General features: G+C 73.0%; 17 protein-coding genes. 11 read left to right on the plus strand and 6 right to left on the minus strand.

The annotated features are described in order from the left end of the window. Positions 1 to 158: 158 nt before the first annotated feature. Positions 159 to 1,358 (plus strand): glycosyltransferase, encoded by a 1,200-nt coding sequence (locus O7620_RS30435; protein ID WP_278126581.1) that lies wholly within the window; start codon positions 159 to 161, stop codon positions 1,356 to 1,358. 4 nt (positions 1,359 to 1,362) lie between these two features. Here the strand turns inward: O7620_RS30435 and O7620_RS30440 are convergent, their stop codons facing one another. The 4 genes from O7620_RS30440 to aroA all read right to left on the minus strand — a co-directional run bounded on the left by O7620_RS30440 (position 1,363) and on the right by aroA (position 5,557). After that, positions 1,363 to 2,217, minus strand: coding sequence for a hypothetical protein (locus tag O7620_RS30440; RefSeq protein ID WP_278127217.1), 855 nt, complete (start codon positions 2,215 to 2,217; stop codon positions 1,363 to 1,365). A 59-nt stretch (positions 2,218 to 2,276) separates the two neighbouring features. Then, entirely contained in the window at positions 2,277 to 3,095 is an 819-nt protein-coding gene (gene hisN, locus O7620_RS30445; RefSeq protein WP_278126582.1) for a histidinol-phosphatase, read from the minus strand. A 28-nt stretch (positions 3,096 to 3,123) separates the two neighbouring features. Continuing rightward, the gene (gene rsgA / locus O7620_RS30450; RefSeq protein WP_278126583.1) at positions 3,124 to 4,134 is read right to left on the minus strand and encodes a ribosome small subunit-dependent GTPase A; all 1,011 of its coding nucleotides are present in this window, start codon (positions 4,132 to 4,134) and stop codon (positions 3,124 to 3,126) included. Between the two features lie 121 nt (positions 4,135 to 4,255). Further along, complete coding sequence (aroA, locus tag O7620_RS30455) at positions 4,256 to 5,557, minus strand: 3-phosphoshikimate 1-carboxyvinyltransferase (protein WP_278126584.1); 1,302 nt, start codon at positions 5,555 to 5,557, stop codon at positions 4,256 to 4,258. 103 nt (positions 5,558 to 5,660) lie between these two features. On the opposite strand from aroA, the gene O7620_RS30460 reads away from it, so the two are divergent. The 7 genes from O7620_RS30460 (at position 5,661) to O7620_RS30490 (ending at position 10,128) form a co-directional block, all read left to right on the plus strand. After that, the gene (locus tag O7620_RS30460; RefSeq protein ID WP_278126585.1) at positions 5,661 to 6,365 is read left to right on the plus strand and encodes an SOS response-associated peptidase; all 705 of its coding nucleotides are present in this window, start codon (positions 5,661 to 5,663) and stop codon (positions 6,363 to 6,365) included. Between the two features lie 194 nt (positions 6,366 to 6,559). Next, positions 6,560 to 6,952 (plus strand): WhiB family transcriptional regulator, encoded by a 393-nt coding sequence (locus tag O7620_RS30465; protein WP_151489988.1) that lies wholly within the window; start codon positions 6,560 to 6,562, stop codon positions 6,950 to 6,952. A gap of 52 nt (positions 6,953 to 7,004) precedes the next feature. Next, on the plus strand, positions 7,005 to 7,622 hold the full coding sequence (locus O7620_RS30470) for an alpha/beta family hydrolase (protein WP_278126586.1): 618 nt from the start codon (positions 7,005 to 7,007) through the stop codon (positions 7,620 to 7,622). 243 nt (positions 7,623 to 7,865) lie between these two features. Continuing rightward, the gene (locus O7620_RS30475) at positions 7,866 to 8,693 is read left to right on the plus strand and encodes a sigma-70 family RNA polymerase sigma factor (RefSeq protein WP_278126587.1); all 828 of its coding nucleotides are present in this window, start codon (positions 7,866 to 7,868) and stop codon (positions 8,691 to 8,693) included. Between the two features lies 1 nt (position 8,694). After that, positions 8,695 to 8,982, plus strand: a complete 288-nt coding sequence (gene rsrA / locus O7620_RS30480; protein WP_151489985.1) for a mycothiol system anti-sigma-R factor — start codon at positions 8,695 to 8,697, stop codon at positions 8,980 to 8,982. A 418-nt stretch (positions 8,983 to 9,400) separates the two neighbouring features. Next, positions 9,401 to 9,622, plus strand: a complete 222-nt coding sequence (locus O7620_RS30485) for a biotin/lipoyl-binding carrier protein (RefSeq protein ID WP_192580271.1) — start codon at positions 9,401 to 9,403, stop codon at positions 9,620 to 9,622. Then, positions 9,619 to 10,128 (plus strand): GNAT family N-acetyltransferase, encoded by a 510-nt coding sequence (locus O7620_RS30490; RefSeq protein WP_151489983.1) that lies wholly within the window; start codon positions 9,619 to 9,621, stop codon positions 10,126 to 10,128. Before O7620_RS30485 ends, O7620_RS30490 begins: the two co-directional genes overlap by 4 nt. A 12-nt stretch (positions 10,129 to 10,140) precedes the next feature. Here the strand turns inward: O7620_RS30490 and O7620_RS30495 are convergent, their stop codons facing one another. Then, positions 10,141 to 10,806, minus strand: coding sequence for a TetR/AcrR family transcriptional regulator (locus tag O7620_RS30495; RefSeq protein ID WP_278126589.1), 666 nt, complete (start codon positions 10,804 to 10,806; stop codon positions 10,141 to 10,143). Between the two features lie 112 nt (positions 10,807 to 10,918). Here O7620_RS30495 and O7620_RS30500 point away from each other — a divergent pair, with 112 nt between their 5' ends. Continuing rightward, a complete protein-coding gene (locus O7620_RS30500) occupies positions 10,919 to 12,499 on the plus strand; it encodes an MDR family MFS transporter (protein ID WP_278126590.1) in 1,581 nt (526 codons plus the stop codon). A gap of 59 nt (positions 12,500 to 12,558) precedes the next feature. Here O7620_RS30500 and O7620_RS30505 read toward each other — a convergent pair whose 3' ends face one another. Beyond that, positions 12,559 to 14,394: a tetratricopeptide repeat protein gene (locus O7620_RS30505; RefSeq protein WP_278127218.1), complete on the minus strand. Its 1,836-nt coding sequence runs from the start codon at positions 14,392 to 14,394 to the stop codon at positions 12,559 to 12,561. A gap of 181 nt (positions 14,395 to 14,575) precedes the next feature. On the opposite strand from O7620_RS30505, the gene O7620_RS30510 reads away from it, so the two are divergent. Continuing rightward, the gene (locus O7620_RS30510) at positions 14,576 to 15,607 is read left to right on the plus strand and encodes an SIS domain-containing protein (protein WP_151491584.1); all 1,032 of its coding nucleotides are present in this window, start codon (positions 14,576 to 14,578) and stop codon (positions 15,605 to 15,607) included. A gap of 25 nt (positions 15,608 to 15,632) precedes the next feature. Then, on the plus strand, positions 15,633 to 17,234 hold the full coding sequence (locus O7620_RS30515; protein WP_151491571.1) for a PAS domain-containing sensor histidine kinase: 1,602 nt from the start codon (positions 15,633 to 15,635) through the stop codon (positions 17,232 to 17,234). Positions 17,235 to 17,433 lie beyond the last annotated feature (199 nt).

Consider the following 17,433-nt stretch of genomic DNA (forward strand, 5'->3'; position numbering starts at 1 on the left):
TCATGGCGCGGGATCTCATGATTGTCGTAGCGCAAGCGTCGGCGGCACCTGCGGGGACTGTTCCCGATCTGTCAGGTTTCGACTCCGGGCCACCGGGTTAATGGGACGCTCGACCGGGAGGACCACCGCCGAGGGAAAAGATCGCAGGGAGGTGACCCATGCGCGTCGGCCTCGTCTGCGCGCACACCAGCTCGTACCGGCACGCCGACGGCCCGCCGGTCGGTACCCAACAGCACATCGCGCGGGTCGCCGCCGAGCTGGCCGGCCGAGGCCACGACGTCCGGATCTACGAGCGCCGGGACGACCCCGAGCTGCCGGTGACCCTGGACGTCGACGGCTATCACGTGCACCGGGTGTCCGCTGGGCCACCCGCCCCGCTGCCCACCGCCGAGCTGATCCCGCACGTCACCGAGTTCGGCCGCTGGCTCACCGACGAGTGGTCCGGCGCCTGGCGACCCGAGGTGGTGCACGGGCACTACTGGGTCGGCGGGCTGGCCGCCGCGCACGCCGTCCGGGAAACCGACATCCCGGTGGTGCAGACCTTCCACTCCCTCGGTGTCGAGCAACTGCGGCACCTGGGCGGCCGGTACGACGGGCCGGGGGAGCGGATCCCGCTGGAGCGGGCGCTGACCCGGGCGGTGGACATCGCGGTGGCCCAGAGCAACGACGAGGTGGACGAGCTGACCCGGATGGGTCTGCAACGCAGCTCGGTGGCGATGGTGCCGGCCGGGGTGGACACCGAACAGTTCCACCCCGACGGCGAGGCCGCGCCGCGCGAGCAGCGGTCCCGGATTCTCTCCGTCGGCGGGCTCGCCGCGGGCCACGGCCAGGATGACCTGATCCGGGCGATGCGGCTGGTCGGCGACGCCGAGCTGGTGATCGCCGGCGGGCCACCGGCCGAGGCGTTGGCCAACCACGCGGAGGCACGCCGGCTGCGGGAGCTGGCCGAGCAGGTCGGTGTGGCCGATCAGGTACGCCTGGTGGGCGCGGTGCCGCACGACCAGATGGCCACCTGGTACCGGTCGGCGGACGTGGTGGCCTGCACGCCGCACTACTCCTCGGCGGGGCGGGTCTCGCTGGAGGCGATGGCCTGCGGGGTGCCGGTGGTCGGTTACGCGATGGGCGGCCTGGCGGACGCCGTCGTCGACGAGGTCACCGGTCGGCTGGTGCCCCCGGGTGACGTCCGGACGCTCGGTGTCTCGCTGCGTCGGCTGCTCGCCGACAACGCCGGCCGCTTCGCCTACGGCCACGCCGCCGTGGACCGGGTCCGCAGCAGCTACACGTGGGACCGGACGGCGGGCGCGTTGGAACGCCTCTACGAGCGGGTGGTGAGCCGCCGCAAGCCGGTCGAGGCCTGAGCGGTCAGGCCGACCGGCCGGCGCCGACCATGGCCGGATCCCGGCGGCGCGGCACCGACCGGTGCTGCTGAGGTTGCGCGTACCGGGTCAGCCCGATCACCGCGGCCAGGGTGACCAGGAAACCCACCCCGGCCAGCCATTCACGCCCCGGCCAGATCTTGTCGTTGAGCAGCAGCAGGCCGACGATCGCCGCCGGCACCGCGCCGGCCGCGTCCATCGCGGCGACCGCGGCGGTCGTCGAGCCGCGCTGCATGGCGAGGCCGAGCAGCAGCTGGCCGACGATCGAGTGGGCGATCAGCAGGTAGAACAGCGGGTCGGCGAGGAACGCCTCGGCGGACGGAGCGGAGGCCAGCGGACGGGCCGCGACGGCGGCCGACGAGAAGGCCAGCCCGGCCAGCGAGCCGAGAGCCACCGACCCGGGCGCGCCGTGCAACCGGACGGCGAAGACACCGACCACCGCGATGGCGGCCAGGGCCACCAGCAGGGCCACCGAGCCGGCGGTGCCGAGCTGCTTCGACGGCGCCGGACGGGCGGCCAGCACCAGCGCGGTGATCCCGGCGAAGAGCAGGGCCAGCAGCGCCACCTCCGCCACCGGCAGCCGCCACTTCAGCACCACCACACCGAGGATGGCGGTCACCCCGAGCCCGGCCGCCACGCTGGCCTGCACCAGGAACAACGGCAGGTCCCGACGGGCCAGGAACGCGAGCACGAAACCGCCGATCTGGCAGCTCAACCCGACCAGGTACGTCCGGTGCCCGGCCAGCCGCAGCAGCAGGCCCGGATCGAAGGTGTGGTGCACGGTGGTGCGCGCCGCGGCCACCGACTGGAGCAGGTTGGCGAAGCCGTACGCGACAATCATCGCCGCGAGGAAGCACCAGCCGGAGGAGACCACCTGGCGAGGATAGAGGTTGCCGGGGGTCAGCGCTCGGCTGGCGGATGCAGCCGAGCGAGGATGTCGGCGTGCAGTGCACCGTTGGTGGCCACCACGCTGCTCTCGGTGCCCGGCTCGCCGGCCGGAGCCGGTCGACCACCCAGATCCGTGACCGTGCCACCCGCCTCCGTGATGATCGGCACCAGCGCCGCCACGTCCCACAGCGACAACTCCGGCTCGGCCATCACGTCCAGTGCGCCCTCGGCCAGCAGCATGTAACCGTAGAAGTCGCCGTACGCGCGGCTGCGCCAACTGGCCCGCATCAGATCGAGCATCGCGTCGAGCCGTCCGGCGCTCTCCCACCCGGTCAGCGACGAGTAGCAGACGCTGGCGTCGGCGATCCGCCGCACCGCCGAGACGCCGATCCGCTCGCCGGCGGCCGGGCCCGGCCCCGCGTACGCGCCCCCGCCCGCGCTCGCCCACCACCGCCGGCCCAGCGCCGGTGCGGACACCACACCGACCGCCGGCCGGTCGCCGTCGTACAACGCGATGAGGGTGGCCCACACCGGCACGCCCCGGACGAAGTTCTTGGTGCCGTCGATCGGGTCGATGATCCACCGGCGGCCGTCCGGGTCACCGGCCGTCCGCGCGCCGTACTCCTCGCCGAGCAGCCCGTCCGCCGGCCGGTGCTCGGCCAGCAGCGCGCGGATCTCCCGCTCCACGGCGGTGTCCGCGTCGGACACCGGGGTCAGGTCGGGCTTCGCCTCCACCCGCAGGTCGAGCGCCCGGAACCGGGCCGTGGCGATGGCGTCGGCCCGGTCGGCGAGCAGGTGGGCGAGAGCGAGGTCGTCGGCGTACCCGGTCATCCCGGCAACCTAGCCGACGCCCGCCGGGTCACTCGTCGGGCCCGCGCCGGTCACCCTCGCCAGGACCGCGCTGGTCGCTCTCGCCGCGCGCGTCACCCTCGCCGGCCCGGGAGGCGAGCAACCGGCGGTACGACGCCAGCCGGCGCGGATCGGCCTTGCCGGCGGCCACCCAGGCGTCCAGCCCGCAGTCGGCCTCGTCGGCCGTGTGCGGGCAGTTCGGTGGGCAGTTGACCGTGCCCTCGACCAGATCGGGGAAGCCGTGCAGCAGGCTGTCCGCGGAGACGTGCGCCAACCCGAAGCTGCGGATCCCCGGGGTGTCGATGATCCAGCCCGGGTCGGTGTCGACGCCCGGCACCGGTGGCAGCCGCAGGGCCACCGCGCTGGTGGAGGTGTGCCGACCACGGCCGATGGCGCTGACCACGCCGACCGCGCGCAGGGCGTCCGGTACGAGACGGTTGACCAGCGTCGACTTGCCCACCCCGGAGTGCCCCACCAGCACCGACACCTTGCCGCTCAGCAGCGCACGCAGCGCGTCCAGGTCGCTGTCGGGGCGGTTGAGCACGTACGGCAGCTCCAGCTCGGTGTAGTAGCCCAGCACCTCCTCCGGCCCGGCCAGATCGGCCTTGGTGAGGCAGAGCAGCGGCTCGACGTCCGCGTCGTACGCGGCCACCAGGCAGCGGTCGATGAACCCGGTGCGCGGTGGCGGGTCGGCCAACGCGCTGACGATCACCAGCTGGTCGGCGTTGGCCACCACCACCCGCTCCAGGCGACCCTCGGCGGTGGTCTCGTCGTCGTCGGCGGTGCGGCGCAGCACCGAACGGCGCTCGGCGATCCGGACGATGCGGGCGAGGGCGCCCTCCGCGCCGGACGTGTCCCCGACGAGGCTGACCCGGTCACCCACCACCACCGACTTGCGGCCCAGCTCGCGGGCCCGCATCGCGGTGATCGTGGGCAGCTCGGCCCCGACCACGCCGCGTTCGGCTCCGGCCAGCACGCACTGGTATCGCCCCCGGTCGACGGCGATGACGAAGCCGTCCACCGCGTCGGCGTGCTGGGGTCGGGTGCGCGTACGCGGACGCGACGACTTCCCGGGCCGGACCCGTACGTCGTCCTCGTCGTACTCCCGCCGTCTGGTCGCCAGGACCTGTCCTCTTCTCGCCTCAGCTCTTGCCGGTCACCATCGCTGACCATAGTGCCGGGAACTCGGGCATGGTCTTGGAGGTACACCCCACGTCGTCCACCTCGATGCCGGGCACGGCGAGCCCGGCCACCGCGGCGGCGTGCGCCATCCGGTGGTCGTGGTACGTGCGGAAGGTCCCGCCGCGCAGCGGGCGGGGCCGGATCTCCAGCCCGTCCGGTGTCTCGGTGATGTCCGCTCCGAGGCCGCCGAACTCCCGTGCGAGCGCGGCGAGCCGGTCGGTCTCGTGGCCACGGATGTGCCCGACGCCGGTGAAGACCGACGGCGAGTCGGCCAGCATGGCCAGCGCGGTCAGCACGAGGGTCAGCTCGCCGACGTCGGACAGGTCGGCGGTCAGCCCGTGCACCACGCCGGTGCCCCGGACGGTCAGCCCGTTGGTGGAGAGGGTGACCTCGCCGCCCATCCGCTGCAGCAGCGAGCGGAGCTGTTCGACCGGCTGCGCACTGCTGTGCGGCCAGCCCTGCAGGGTCACCTCGCCGCCGGTGACCAGGGCGGCGGCGAAGAACGGCACGGCGCCGGAGAGGTCTGGCTCGATCTCCCAGCCGCGCCCGGTGAGCGGGCCGGGCTCGACGGTCCACACGTCGGGCGTGGAGTCGTCGACCGCCGCGCCGGCGGCCCGCAGCATCTGCACGGTCATCCGCAGGTGCGGCGCGGAGGGCACCGGCGGGCCGACGTGGCGCACCACGACGCCCCGGTCGAAGCGCGGCGCGGCCAGCAGCAGCCCGGAGACCAGCTGGCTGGAGGCGGACGCGTCGATGACCACCTCGCCCCCGGTGACCCGGCCGGTGCCGCGCACGGCCAGCGGAAGGCTGCCGGTGCCGGTGACGTCGATCCGCACGCCCAGCGAGCGCAGCGCGCCGACCAGCGGGCCGAGCGGCCGGGTGCGGACGTACGGGTCGCCGTCGAAGGTGACCTGCCCGTCGGCCAGGCCCGCCACCGGCGGCACGAACCGCATCACGGTGCCGGCCAGCCCGACGTCGACGTGCGCGGGACCGACCAGCGGGTGCGGCCGGACCAGCCAGCGCTCGTCGTCGCTGATCGAGACGTGCGCGCCCATCGCGCGCAGGCCGGCGGCCATCAACTCGGTGTCGCGGGCGCGCAGCGGCCGGGCCAGCGTCGACGGGCCGGCGGCCAGCGCGCTGAGCACCAGGGCGCGGGCGGTCATCGACTTGGAACCGGGCAGGCGCAGTGTCGCCGCCACCGGGTCGGACGCGGTCGGTGCGCTCCACGGCTGCGGTGGCCGGGTCGCGGTCAGGTTCCCCACGGTTACATTCTGCCGTGTCGGCCGGTGCACGGCGTCGGTCGGTGCTCGTACTCCCGGTTGGCGGGACAGCCGACGGGGCCCTCGGCGGGTTAGCGTGGGCACCATGTGCGGCAGGTACGCGACGACCCGGAGCTCCGGCGAGCTGAGCGCGCTGTTCGAGTCGTCCGACGACACCGACGGCCAGGTGCGGCCGGATCACAACGTCGCGCCCACCGATCCGGTGCCGCTGGTGCGGCTCACCCCGGAGGGGCACCGCAGCCTCTGCGTGGGCCGCTGGGGGTTTCTGCCGCACTGGTCCCGCTCGGCGGCGGGGGCGGCCCGGATGATCAACGCGCGGGCCGAGACGGTGGCCACCAGCCGGGCGTACGCGCGGGCGTTCGCGCGCCGCCGCTGCCTGGTCCCGGCCGACGGCTGGTACGAGTGGGTCCGGCTGCCCGACGGCGGCCGGCAGGCGTATTTCATGACCCCCGCCGACGGGTCGGTGCTCGCGCTGGCCGGCATCTGGTCGGTCTGGGAGTCCGGCACCGAGACCCGGCTCACCTTCAGCGTGCTGACGACGGCGGCGCTCGGCGAGTTGGCCGAGGTGCACGACCGGATGCCGGTGCTGCTGCCGTCGCAGCGGTGGTCCTCCTGGCTGGCGCCCACCGACGAGCCGGAGCACCTGCTCGCCACGCCGTCGCCGGACTGGCTGGCGGGTCTGGAGATCCGTCCGGTGGGCCCGGCGGTCGGCGACGTCCGCAACGACGGTCCGCACCTGACTGCCCGCGTGCCGATGGAGCCGGCACCGCAGGAGTTGACCCTGTTCTGACGACCACGCATCGTCGGGCACCGATTTGCCAGGGTTGCGCGTGATTCGTCTCCTGGCCGTTCAGCCATGTTCTCGGCAGCCCCTTGTCCCGGCGTCCATAAGTGCGATAGAACACAGCGCCGGTAGTGGGTGTCGATTCGCACGGGGCGGACGACATCCATCGATCTTGCCGGTCCCACGGGGGAGGTGGGTGGATGACACGGGCACGTATGCCCCGCCCGCACGAGGTGGCCGCGGCGCAGCGAGATCCGAGACTGCTGCGGGCCTTGCGGGAAAGGCGGCAGGACGACGCATGGCGCACCAGAGGCACCTGCCAGAGCGTTGATCCGGAGACATTCTTTCCGGCGCCGAACGAGCCGGCGGACGCCGCCGTCGCACTGTGCCGCACATGCGACGTGCAGGGGTCCTGCCTGGCCTGGGCGCTGGAGGTCGGTGACTGCCACGGCGTATGGGGCGCGACCACGCCGCGCGAGCGCAGAGCGATGCTCGTCGCCTGGCGCGGCGAGGTCGAACCGGATCCAGCCGCCGCCGACGAGGCGGGCCCGCCGGTACGGGACCGCCTGCTCACCCTGGTCCCGCTGAGCTGAGCATCGGCCCGGTCGCCGCTCGGCCCGCGGCGGGGCGGCGCAGAATGGGCCGGTGCCGCTCAGCGACCAGATAGACACCCCGCGCGGTCCAGCGCGGATCGACACCGACCTGCCGGCCCGGCCGTACGCCGCGCTGCTGGTGCTCGGGCACGGCGCGGGCGGCAGCGTGGACGCGCCCGACCTGCTCGCGGTGCGCGACGCGGCGGTCTCGGCCGGCCTCGCGGTGATCCGGGTGACCCAGCCCTACCGGGTCGCTGGCCGACGCGCGCCGGCCCCCGCCGGTCACCTCGACGAGGCCTGGACGGCGGTGCTCGCCGCGGTGCGCGACCGACACCCCGGCACGGGGACGCTGGTGGTCGGCGGTCGCTCCAGTGGCGCGCGGGTGGCCTGCCGGACGGCGCACGCGGTGGGCGCGGCCGGTGTGGTCGCGCTGGCGTTCCCGCTGCACCCACCCGGTCGCCCGGAACGCTCCCGGGCCGCCGAACTGGACACCGGCCTGCCGACGCTGGTGGTCAACGGCGACCGCGACCCCTTCGGAGTGCCGCAGCCGGGGCCGGCCGTGCACGTGGTGACCCGTCCGGGGGAGACGCACGACCTACGGCGGGATCCGGCCGGCACGGCGGGCGTGGTGCGGGACTGGCTGCGAACCCGGGGCTGGACGGCCGACTGAATCGGCGTTCCTCGTTGCGGCGGGCCGGGGGAACCGTGTCCGCTGCCGGGCGCGGTTCGTTGCATCCGATGGTGCCGCCGGACCAGTTCCGGACGGGCGGTGCCAACCCTCCCAGGCCCTTCCTGGTCCCAGCGCCGGCCGCCCGTCGGGGCCGGGACCAGGAACGGGAGAGGCGGCCGGAATGCCCCACCCGTCATCTCGCGTTACTACCCCCGGACGACTTTTCTGCGAGGGGGGTGACCGGTGCCGACCGAGACACGGATCCGGGAACGGGACGAAAGGGATGCCCAGCAGCTGAAGCGGCTGTTGGACGCTCCGGAGTGGCCCGCGACGGTGGAACCGGGCGGGCTGGACGCGGTGAGCACGGGCACACCGGCCGGAAGTGAATCTGTGGCCAGGTCCGTGCGCGTATCCTCGGCGGGAAAGCATCCGACGCGAGGGGATGTGCGGTTGACCACCGAGAAGACGGACGAGCGCAGGGCCCGTTTCGAGCGGGACGCGATGCCATTCGTCGATCAGCTCTACGCTGCTGGGCTGCGGATGACACGCAACCCGGCGGATGCCGAGGATCTGGTCCAGGAGACCTACCTGAAGGCGTACGCCGCCTTCCACCAGTTCGAGCAGGGCACCAACCTGAAGGCCTGGCTGTACCGGATCCTGACCAACACCTACATCAACAGCTACCGCAAGCGGCAGCGCCAGCCCATCCAGGCGCCCACCGAGGAGATCACCGACTGGCAGCTCGCCGAGGCCGAGTCGCACACCTCCAGCGGTCTGCGTTCGGCCGAGACCGAGGCGCTCGACCGGCTGCCGGACAGCGACGTCAAGGAGGCCCTCCAGCAGTTGCCGGAGGAGTTCCGCCTGGCCGTCTACCTGACTGACGTCGAGGGCTTCTCGTACAAGGAGGTCGCCGACATCATGGGCACGCCGATCGGCACCGTGATGTCGCGTCTGCACCGCGGCCGTCGTAATCTGCGAAAGCTGCTCGAGCGCTACGCCTCGGAGCGGGGCTTCAGTGCGGCCCGCTCGTCGAAGGGCTCGACTGCTGCCGCTGCCGGCCGGGAGGTGTGACGTGAGCTGTGGGGAGCCGCACGAGACGGACTGCCGCGAGGTGCTCGCGGAGGTTTACCTCTACCTGGATCTGGAGTGCGCCGACGAGCGGCGCACGCTGATCCGGCACCACCTCGACGAGTGCGGGCCCTGCCTGCGCGAGTACGGCCTCGAGCAGGAGGTCCGTGCGCTGGTCGCCCGTTGCTGCGGCAACGAGACCGCGCCGAACGAGCTGCGCGAGCGGTTGCGGGTCAAGCTCACCGAGCTGGTGGTCTTCGAGACCAGTGAATCCCGCGAGCTGGCCGACTGAGCGTCGGCACATCTGACGGACGAAGCCGGTGGCCCGGGTCGATGTCGACCCGGGCCACCGGTGTACCCGGTGTCCGCCGGGCTCGGGCTGATCGGTGACGGGCCGTGGCCCGCCGCGCCGACTCAGGAGTTGGGACGCTTGCCGTGGTTCGCGGCGCTCTTCTTACGGGCCTTCTTCTTGCGGGACTTCTTCGCCATGCTGACCTCCTCGTGATGGGTCGGATCCCTCGTGCGCACAACCTCGGCGCCCGTGCACCCTCCGGCCGCCCGGCGTCGGGTCCGACCCGCTGATGGTAGTGCGGTCGACACGCGCCGCCTTCCCCAGGGCGGGCGCGGCAACCGGGCCGCACCGCTCCGCGCCCGCCGTCCGCTGCCGCATGATTGGATACGTCGGCAGGCACATCGCGAAAAGGGAGGGCCTGGACATGGCCGAGGAGATCCGCGCCGAGATGGTGGCGAACGTCTGGAAGGTCGTCGCGTCGACCGGTGACACCGTGTCCGAGGGCGACACCCTGGTGATCCTCGAGTCGATGAAGATGGAGATCCCGGTCGTCGCCGAGTCCGACGGTGTGATCGAGCAGCTCGTCGTCAACGAGGGTGACGTCGTGCAGGACGGTGACCTGATCGCGGTGATCGGTTGACCGGCGTGCTGGTCCGGCGCGCCGAGCCGGGCGACTTTGCGGCGGTGGCCCGGCTGACCGTGGCCGCGTACGAGGCCGACGGTCAGCTCAAGGGCGAGCACGGGTACGCCGTGGTGCTGGCCGACGTGTCGATTCGCGCTGCCAGTGGCGAGGTGCTGGTCGCGGTGGACGAGGCGACCGGCGCGGTGCTCGGCTCGGTCACCTTCGTGCTGCCGGGCACGCCGTTCGCCGAGTTGTCCGGGCCGGGCGAGGCGGAGTTCCGGATGCTCGCGGTGGACCCGGCCGCGCAGGGGCGTGGTGTCGGCGCGGCACTGGCCCGGGCCTGCGTGGACCGCGCGGTCGAGCTGGGCTGCACGGCCGTGGTGATCTGCGTCCGGGCCGGGATGGCCGCCTCGGCGCACCGGCTCTACGAGCGGCTCGGATTCGTCCGGTTGCCCGAGAAGGACTGGTCGCCGGAGGAGGGTGTGGACCTGCTCGGCCTGCGGCTGGAGCTGCCCCGCGGCTGAGCCGCCGGTCGGTCAGCCCTGCGGGCTGCCCGAGCTGGCCGGTGTGGCGCTGACGTCGGGCTCGGCGTCCTCGCCCGGCTCGGCGTCCTCGCCCGGCTCGGCGTCCTCGCCCGGCTCGGAGCCGATGGCGGCCAGCAACTCGTCGGCCACCTCCAGGGCGAGCCGGCGGCGTTCGTCGTCGCTGATGTCCGGCGCGCGGACGGCGAACCAGCTGGTGTGTACGGCGAACAGCGACAGCGCGGCGCGCAGTTGGGCGGCGGGGGAGTCGTCGCCCCGGCAGAGCGCGTTGGCGAGCTGCATCATCCGGCCGCGCATCTGCTGGCCGGAGGCGAGGCTCTTGAGCACCGTCTGGTTCTGCTCGAAGAAACGCATCACCGTGGGCAGGTCACCGGCGAACATGGTGTCGGCGTACCGGGAGATCAGCTCACGTCGGGTGGTCAGGGTCGCGGGCTGCGACTCGGCCCACGCGGTGAGCGCGTCCATCTTCTCCAGCCGGTCCTCGACGAAGCTGGCGACGATGTCGTCCTTGCTCTTGAAGTGGTAGTAGAGGGCGGCCTTGGTGACGTTGAGGCGCTCAGCGATCTCCCGCAGCGAGGTCTTCTCGTACCCCTGCTCGGTGAAGAGCTCGAGCGCGACGGCCTTGATCCGCTCCCGCGTCCCGCCTGTGCTCTCCCTCACCCACGCCCTCCAATTGGTTTGACTGTCACTTGCTACCCAACTTACCGTGCGGCTAGTAAGGTGACTAGCCGGGCGGCAAGTAAGTACGGCATTCCTCGGGGGGAGCTTACCCATGACTCAGGCAACCCAGGCCGGCGCACGACCCAACGTACGGGTCGTGCTGTTCGGGCTGATGATCGCGATGATGCTCGCGATGCTCGACAACATGATCGTCAGCACCGCGCTACCGCGGATCGTCGGCGAGTTCGGCGGCCTCGACCACTTCACCTGGGTGGTCACCGCGTACGTCCTGGGCACCACCGTCTCCACCCCGATCTGGGGCAAGCTCGGTGACCTCTACGGCCGCAAGTCGGTCTTCCTCACCTCGGTCGTCATCTTCCTCATCGGCTCCGCCCTCTGCGGCATGGCCGGCTCGGGGATGTTCGGCGGCCCGCAGGACGGCATGGTCCAGCTCATCGGCTTCCGGGCCGTGCAGGGCCTGGGCGCCGGCGGCCTCATGGTGGGCGTGATGGCGATCATCGGCGACCTGGTCCCGCCCCGCGAGCGTGGGCGCTACCAGGGCATGATCGCCGGCATCATGGCCATCGCCATGGTCGCTGGCCCGCTGGTCGGTGGCTTCATCACCGATCACCTGTCCTGGCGCTGGGCGTTCTACGTGAACCTGCCGCTGGGCGGAGTGGCGCTGCTCGTGCTGATCACCACGATGCACCTGCCGAAGTACCGCACCGAGCACCGGATCGACTGGCTCGGCGCCGGGCTGCTCTCGGTCGGCATCACCGCGATCGTGCTGATCACCACCTGGGGCGGCAGCCAGTACGCCTGGGCCTCCGCGCAGATACTCGGCCTGGCCGTGCTGGCGGTGCTCGCGTTGGTGGCGTTCGGTCTGGTCGAACGCCGGGTTCCGGAGCCGATCCTGCCGCTGGGGCTCTTCGCCAACCGCAACTTCGCGCTGATCTCGGTGATCGGCTTCCTGCTCGGCTTCGCGATGTTCGGCGCGATGAACTTCCTGCCGCTCTACCAGCAGACCGTGCAGGGGGCGTCGGCCACCAACAGCGGTCTGCTGCTGCTGCCATTGATGTTCGGCATGCTGGTCGTCTCGCTGGTCATCGGGCGGGCGATCACCAAGAACGGCAAGTACCGGGCGTACCCGATCATCGGTGGCGTGGTGATGACCGCGGGCATGGCGCTGCTGACCATGCTCGACACCGGCACCAGCAAGGTGGAGTCCTCGCTCTACATGGTCGTGCTCGGTGTCGGCATGGGCTTCCTCATGCAGACCTCGATGCTGATCGCGCAGAACAGCGTGGAGCAGAAGGACCTGGGCGCGGCCAGCGGCGCGGCCACCTTCTTCCGGTCGATCGGCGGTTCGTTCGGCATCTCGCTGTTCGGCGCGATCTTCGCCAACCGGCTGGCCGACTCCGCCGCGGGCGACGCCTTCGGTGGCAAGGCCGGGGCCGAAATGGACCTGGAGATGCTCAAGCAGCTGCCCGCCCAGGCGCGGGAGTTGGTGCTCGGCGGTCTCGCCGACGCCATCTCGCACGTCTTCCTCTGGGCGGTGCTGTTCACCATCGTGATCCCGGTGCTCGCCTGGTTCATCAAGGAGATCCCACTGCGCACCGCCAACGAGGCACCGGCGCAGGCCACCCCGGAGGAGGAGGCCGAGATCGCCCTCGGCAAGGCCCCCGTCGCCTGACCAGAAGCCCCCGCCAAGCGCCGCGTCGACCTCCGGGTCGGCGCGGGGCGGGGCGGGGGTTAGCGGCGATGGGTTAGGCGGTGCCAGAGGCGGCGTAGCGGGTTGCGGGGGCGGGGGAGGGTGTGGTGGGACTGGCGGTCGGCCAGTAGCTCGGTGGCCAGGGCCGCGGTGGTGGCGTCCAGGACCGGAGCGGCCAGCGCCACATGGGCCAGCGAGGCGGCGATCGGGACGGGCCTGGCGCGGGCCACGGCGGCGACGTCGGCCAGCCGCTCGGCCACCACGCGGGCCACGTCAGGCCGTACCTCCGGGTCCACCCACGCGGCGGTGACCAGGGCGAACAGCGCCGCCTCCGTCACCCAGTCCTCCACGCCCCAGACCAGGTCCAGCAGCACCCGGCGTCGCGTCGAGCCGTCCCACGGCTCGTCGGTGCGATGGTGCAGCAGTCCCAGGCAGGCCCACACCTGCACGCCGCGTACCCAGACCGACGGGTCGTGGGCGGCCAGCAGGCGGCCCACCGCGTTGGCCGGCGCCGCCGGTGGATGCACCAGCAGACCGAGCAGGTCCGGTACGTCGAGGCCGGCCAGGCCCACCGCCGCGTCGTAGGCGGCCGGAGGGTGCGGCCACGCCGGGTGGGCGACCTGCCCGATCCGCTCGACTGCCACCGCCGAGGGCTCCGGCAGCGCGGGCGTCGGGACGGCGTCCGCGTAGTCCCACAACCGTTGGGCGGACGCCCGGCGGGGCTCGCGCGGGTCCGGCTGTGCGGTGCCGGTGATCTCGATCCGCAGCCCCGGGGCCGTCGACGTGGCTGTCCGTACGGCGCTCGGCGGTGCCGCCGCCGCCAACCGGACCGCGCTGCCGACACCGTTGTCGTCATCGGCCACCGCCCGGCGCATCGCGTCGATCAGCGGGCCACCGGCCGGCGTGAGCTGCCCGAGCCAGGGGCGACCCCGACAGCACTGGGCCAGGTCGCCGTGCTCGTGGGTGTCGTCCGGGTGGTCACGGACGAAGTCGGCGAGTGCGACGAGGTGGGCCAGATCCCCGTCGCGCAGGTGCCGCAGTCGGTGGGCGGTGTGCACCGCGCAGTCGAACGACGGGTCCCGGGCCAGCGCCCGCTCGGTCCACTCCAACGCCTCGTCGAGCCGGCCGGTCTCGGCCAGGGTGCCGGCGATGTCGGCGTAGATGGCCAGGTCGTCGGGGTCCAGCGCGACGGCCCGGTTGAGGGCCGCGAGGGCGTCGCGGGTCCGGCCCGCACTGCGGTACGCGTACCCGAGCCAGACCTCGCCCATCTTCGACGACTCGGCGCGTACGCCGCGGGCGGCCCAGCGGATCGCCAGCGCGACCTCGCCGAGCCGCCGGGCCAGCGCGGACGCCGCGCCCAGCAGCAGGCCGTGGTCGGGGTGGACGGTGATCGCGTTGCGGGCCAGCGTGAGGTACGGCGCCAGTGCCGGTCGGCCGATCCGCGGCACCGGGTCGGGCAGCGCGGAGCAGACCTGCATGAGGATCCGGGCGATGTGCTCCGGGTCGAGCCGCTCGGCGAGTTCGGGTGCGGTCACCCAGGGCACACCGGCCCATTCGGTGCCCGGCGCGTACCCGGTCGCGGCGGCCAGCAGTTCGAGCCCTTCGGCGGGACGGCCGGTGGCGGCCAGCAGGTGGGCGCGGGCGACGACCGCGCCGACGAAGGTGTGGTGGTTGATCGGGAAGAGGTCGAGGCCGCCGCCACTGGCGGCGGCCAGTCGGGCCAGGGTCTCGTGCACCTCCGGCAGGGTGGGTGCCCGGGCCAGCGCGCCGGCGAGGTGGCCGGCGGCGTGGTGGAGGTCGCCCTCGTCCAGTGCCAGCCGAGCGAGGGCCAGTTCCTCCGTCGCGGAGAGTGCGGGGTCGTCCCTTCCCTCGGGCACGTCGTCCTCTCGTCGCAGCGGCACGGGGCTCAAGGGTAGTTGATGTTGGGATGGTTTGGTGATCAACTGCGCACTGCTGCTCGTTCGATTGCTCCCTTACCTTGAAAGGTGCAAGACTGAGCAGGAAACGCGCGGCAATCGCGCAAAGGGGGGAGTTTCCGTGACACGTGCAGGGGCCGGAATGGCCGCCGACATCGAGGAGCAGCCGGCCGGCTACGCGCGCCTGCTCTCCGTCGCCAACGCCGGGGAGATCGCCCGGGTGGCGGCGGCCGTGGCCGAGCGCCGGCCGCGGCACGTGGTCTTCACCGCACGCGGCACCTCCGATCACGCGGCCCTCTACGGGGCGTACCTGACCGAGATCCGCCTCGGCCTGCCCGCCGGGCTGGCCTCACCCAGCGTGGTCACCCTCTACGGCGGCTCACCCGACCTGTCCGACGCGCTGGTCGTCGGGGTCAGCCAGAGCGGCGGCTCACCCGACCTGGCCGAGGTGCTGCGTGCCGCGCGGGCCTCCGGCGCGCTGACCCTCGCGGTGACCAACGCCCCCGACTCGCCACTGGTCGAGACGGCCGAGCTGAGCATCGACATCGCCGCCGGGCACGAGCGGGCGGTGGCCGCCACCAAGACGTACACCGCAGAGCTGCTCGCCCTGCTGATGCTCATCGAGGGCGTCCGGGCCGGTGACGGCGTGCTCCCGGCGGCCGAACGGGAGGCGCTCGCCGCACTGCCCGAGCTGGCCGCCCGCACCCTGGCCGACGACACCCCGGCCCGACTCGCGCCGCGCTACCGCTTCGCCCAGCAGCTGGTGACCACCGGGCGCGGGTACGCCTACCCGACCGCCCGGGAGGCGGCGCTGAAGCTGATGGAGACCTCGTACCTGCCGGCGCTCTCCTTCTCCGGCGCCGACCTGCTGCACGGGCCGCTCGCGATGACCGACCCGGAGGTGCCGGTGCTCGCCGTGGTCGGCTCCGGCCCCGGTGGCCGGTCGATGGGGGAGGTGCTGCCCCGCCTCGGCGAACGCCGCGCCGACGTGGTGGTGGTGGGCTCCGCCGACGTGCCGGGCGCCACCCGGCTCGCCGTCCCCGAGGTCGACGAGCGGTACGCCCCACTGCTGGACATCCTGCCGTTGCAGCGCCTGGCGCTGGCGTTGGCGCTGACCCGGGGCGAGGATCCGGACGCACCGCGTGGGCTGAAGAAGGTCACCGCGACGAGGTGAGGCGCGGCGTGGCACCCTGGTCACCGTGTCCACGCTGCGCGACCTCGCCGAGGAGCACACCCATCTCCGTCCGGCCGACATCGACCACCTGCACCGGATCGCCGGCGACTGGCAGTTGCTCTCCGATCTGTCCTTCGCCGACCTGCTGCTCTGGGTGCCGGTCGACGCCGACGGCACGTTCCTCTGCGTCGCCCAGGTCCGCCCGACGACCGCGCCCACCGCGTACCAGGACGATCAGGTGGGTCGGATCGTCGGCGGGCCGGAGGTGGCCCACCTGGGGGTGGCGTACTCCCAGGGCCGGATCTGGCGGGAGGGCGACCCGGTCTGGTACGGCGACGTGCCGGCCCGGCACGAGGCGATCCCGGTCCGGCTGCGCAGCGCCGAGGGTGAGGCCGGCGAGGTGATCGCCGTGGTGGGGCGGGACACCAACCTCTCCACCGCGCGTACCCCCAGCCAGCTGGAACTCAACTACCTCACCACGGCCGACGACCTGGCCCAGATGATCGCGGACGGCACCTTCCCGCCGCCCCGGCACCCGGGTGAGACCACCTCGGCGCCCCGGGTCGGTGACGGCCTGGTGCGGCTGGACGCCGGCGGCAAGGTCACCTACGCGAGCCCGAACGCGCAGTCCGCGTACCGCCGGTTGGGCTACGCCTCCCACCTGGTGGGGGAGGACCTGGCGGCGTTGCACCGCCGGCTGGCCGGTGACCCGCTGGACGGCACCGAGGCGGCCAACGGCATCCTGGCCGCGTTGCGCGGAGAGGCGCCGCCCCGGCGGGAGATCGACGCTCGTGGCGCCACGATGCTCACCCGGGCGCTGCCGCTGATGCCCGCCGGGGTGCCGATCGGGGCGCTGGTGCTGGTCCGGGACATCACCGAGGTCCGCCGCCGTGATCGGGCGCTGATCACCAAGGACGCCACCATCCGGGAGATCCACCACCGGGTGAAGAACAACCTGCAGACGGTGGCCGCGCTGCTGCGGTTGCAGGCCCGCCGGGTGGCCATGCCGGAGGCCCGCGTCGCGCTGGAGGAGTCGGTCCGTCGGGTCGCCTCGATCGCCCTGGTGCACGAGACGCTCTCCATGTCCAGTGACGAGGCGGTCGAGTTCGACGGCATCGTCGACCGGGTGGCGAGCGCGGCGACCGAGGTCGCGGCGACCGAGGTGAGCGTCGGCATGCGCCGGCGGGGCACCTTCGGGGTGTTGCCGGCGGAGATCGCCACCTCGCTGGTGATGGTCCTCAACGAACTGCTGCTCAACGCCGTCGAACACGGCTTCCCGCCGGCGGACGAGGCGGACGAGGCGGACGAAACCCCCGTGCCGGCCGCGTCGGGCGTGGTGCCGGCCGCCGTCGCCGAGGTCGACCCCGCGGTGCGGCCGGAGGTGGTGGTCTCGGCGCACCGGTTCCGCAAGATGCTGCACGTCTCGGTGACCGACAACGGGCGCGGCCTGCCACCGGAATTCGACGCCGAGCGCGGCAGCCGACTCGGCCTGCAGATCGTCCGGGCCCTGGTCACCGGGGAACTGCGCGGCACCATCGAGTTGCGCGCGGGCGCCACCGGCGGCACCGAGGCGGTGCTGGTCGTACCGCTGGCCCGCAACGCCCACGAGGGCCGCTCCCAGGGCTGAGCCGCCCTCCGTCGGGCGGGTCGCCGTGGGCACGGATACCAGAGTGAGCGTGATGCCTGTCAGTCATCAAGATGACTCACAGGCATCACGCTCATCGAGGTGTGCCGCCCCGGAGGGCCCGCCGGCTGAGGTGGGCCGTGCCGGCTGAGCAGTCAGGTGAGCCGTGCCGGCTGAGCAGTCAGGCCGCCAGTCGACGCCA

It is taken from the genome of Micromonospora sp. WMMD710, assembly GCF_029626045.1.
In the GTDB taxonomy this organism is placed as follows: Bacteria; Actinomycetota; Actinomycetes; order Mycobacteriales; family Micromonosporaceae; genus Micromonospora.

Bases quoted from the DNA above. Each gene is read 5' to 3' on its own strand.
- O7620_RS30465 (WP_151489988.1), top strand. From the start codon at position 6,560: ATGACACGGGCACGTATGCCCCGCCCGCACGAGGTGGCCGCGGCGCAG.
- hisN (WP_278126582.1), bottom strand. From the start codon at position 3,095: ATGACCGGGTACGCCGACGACCTCGCTCTCGCCCACCTGCTCGCCGAC.
- O7620_RS30440 (WP_278127217.1), bottom strand. From the start codon at position 2,217: ATGATTGTCGCGTACGGCTTCGCCAACCTGCTCCAGTCGGTGGCCGCG.
- O7620_RS30460 (WP_278126585.1), top strand. From the start codon at position 5,661: ATGTGCGGCAGGTACGCGACGACCCGGAGCTCCGGCGAGCTGAGCGCG.
- O7620_RS30500 (WP_278126590.1), top strand. From the start codon at position 10,919: ATGACTCAGGCAACCCAGGCCGGCGCACGACCCAACGTACGGGTCGTG.
- O7620_RS30435 (WP_278126581.1), top strand. From the start codon at position 159: ATGCGCGTCGGCCTCGTCTGCGCGCACACCAGCTCGTACCGGCACGCC.
- O7620_RS30510 (WP_151491584.1), top strand. From the start codon at position 14,576: ATGGCCGCCGACATCGAGGAGCAGCCGGCCGGCTACGCGCGCCTGCTC.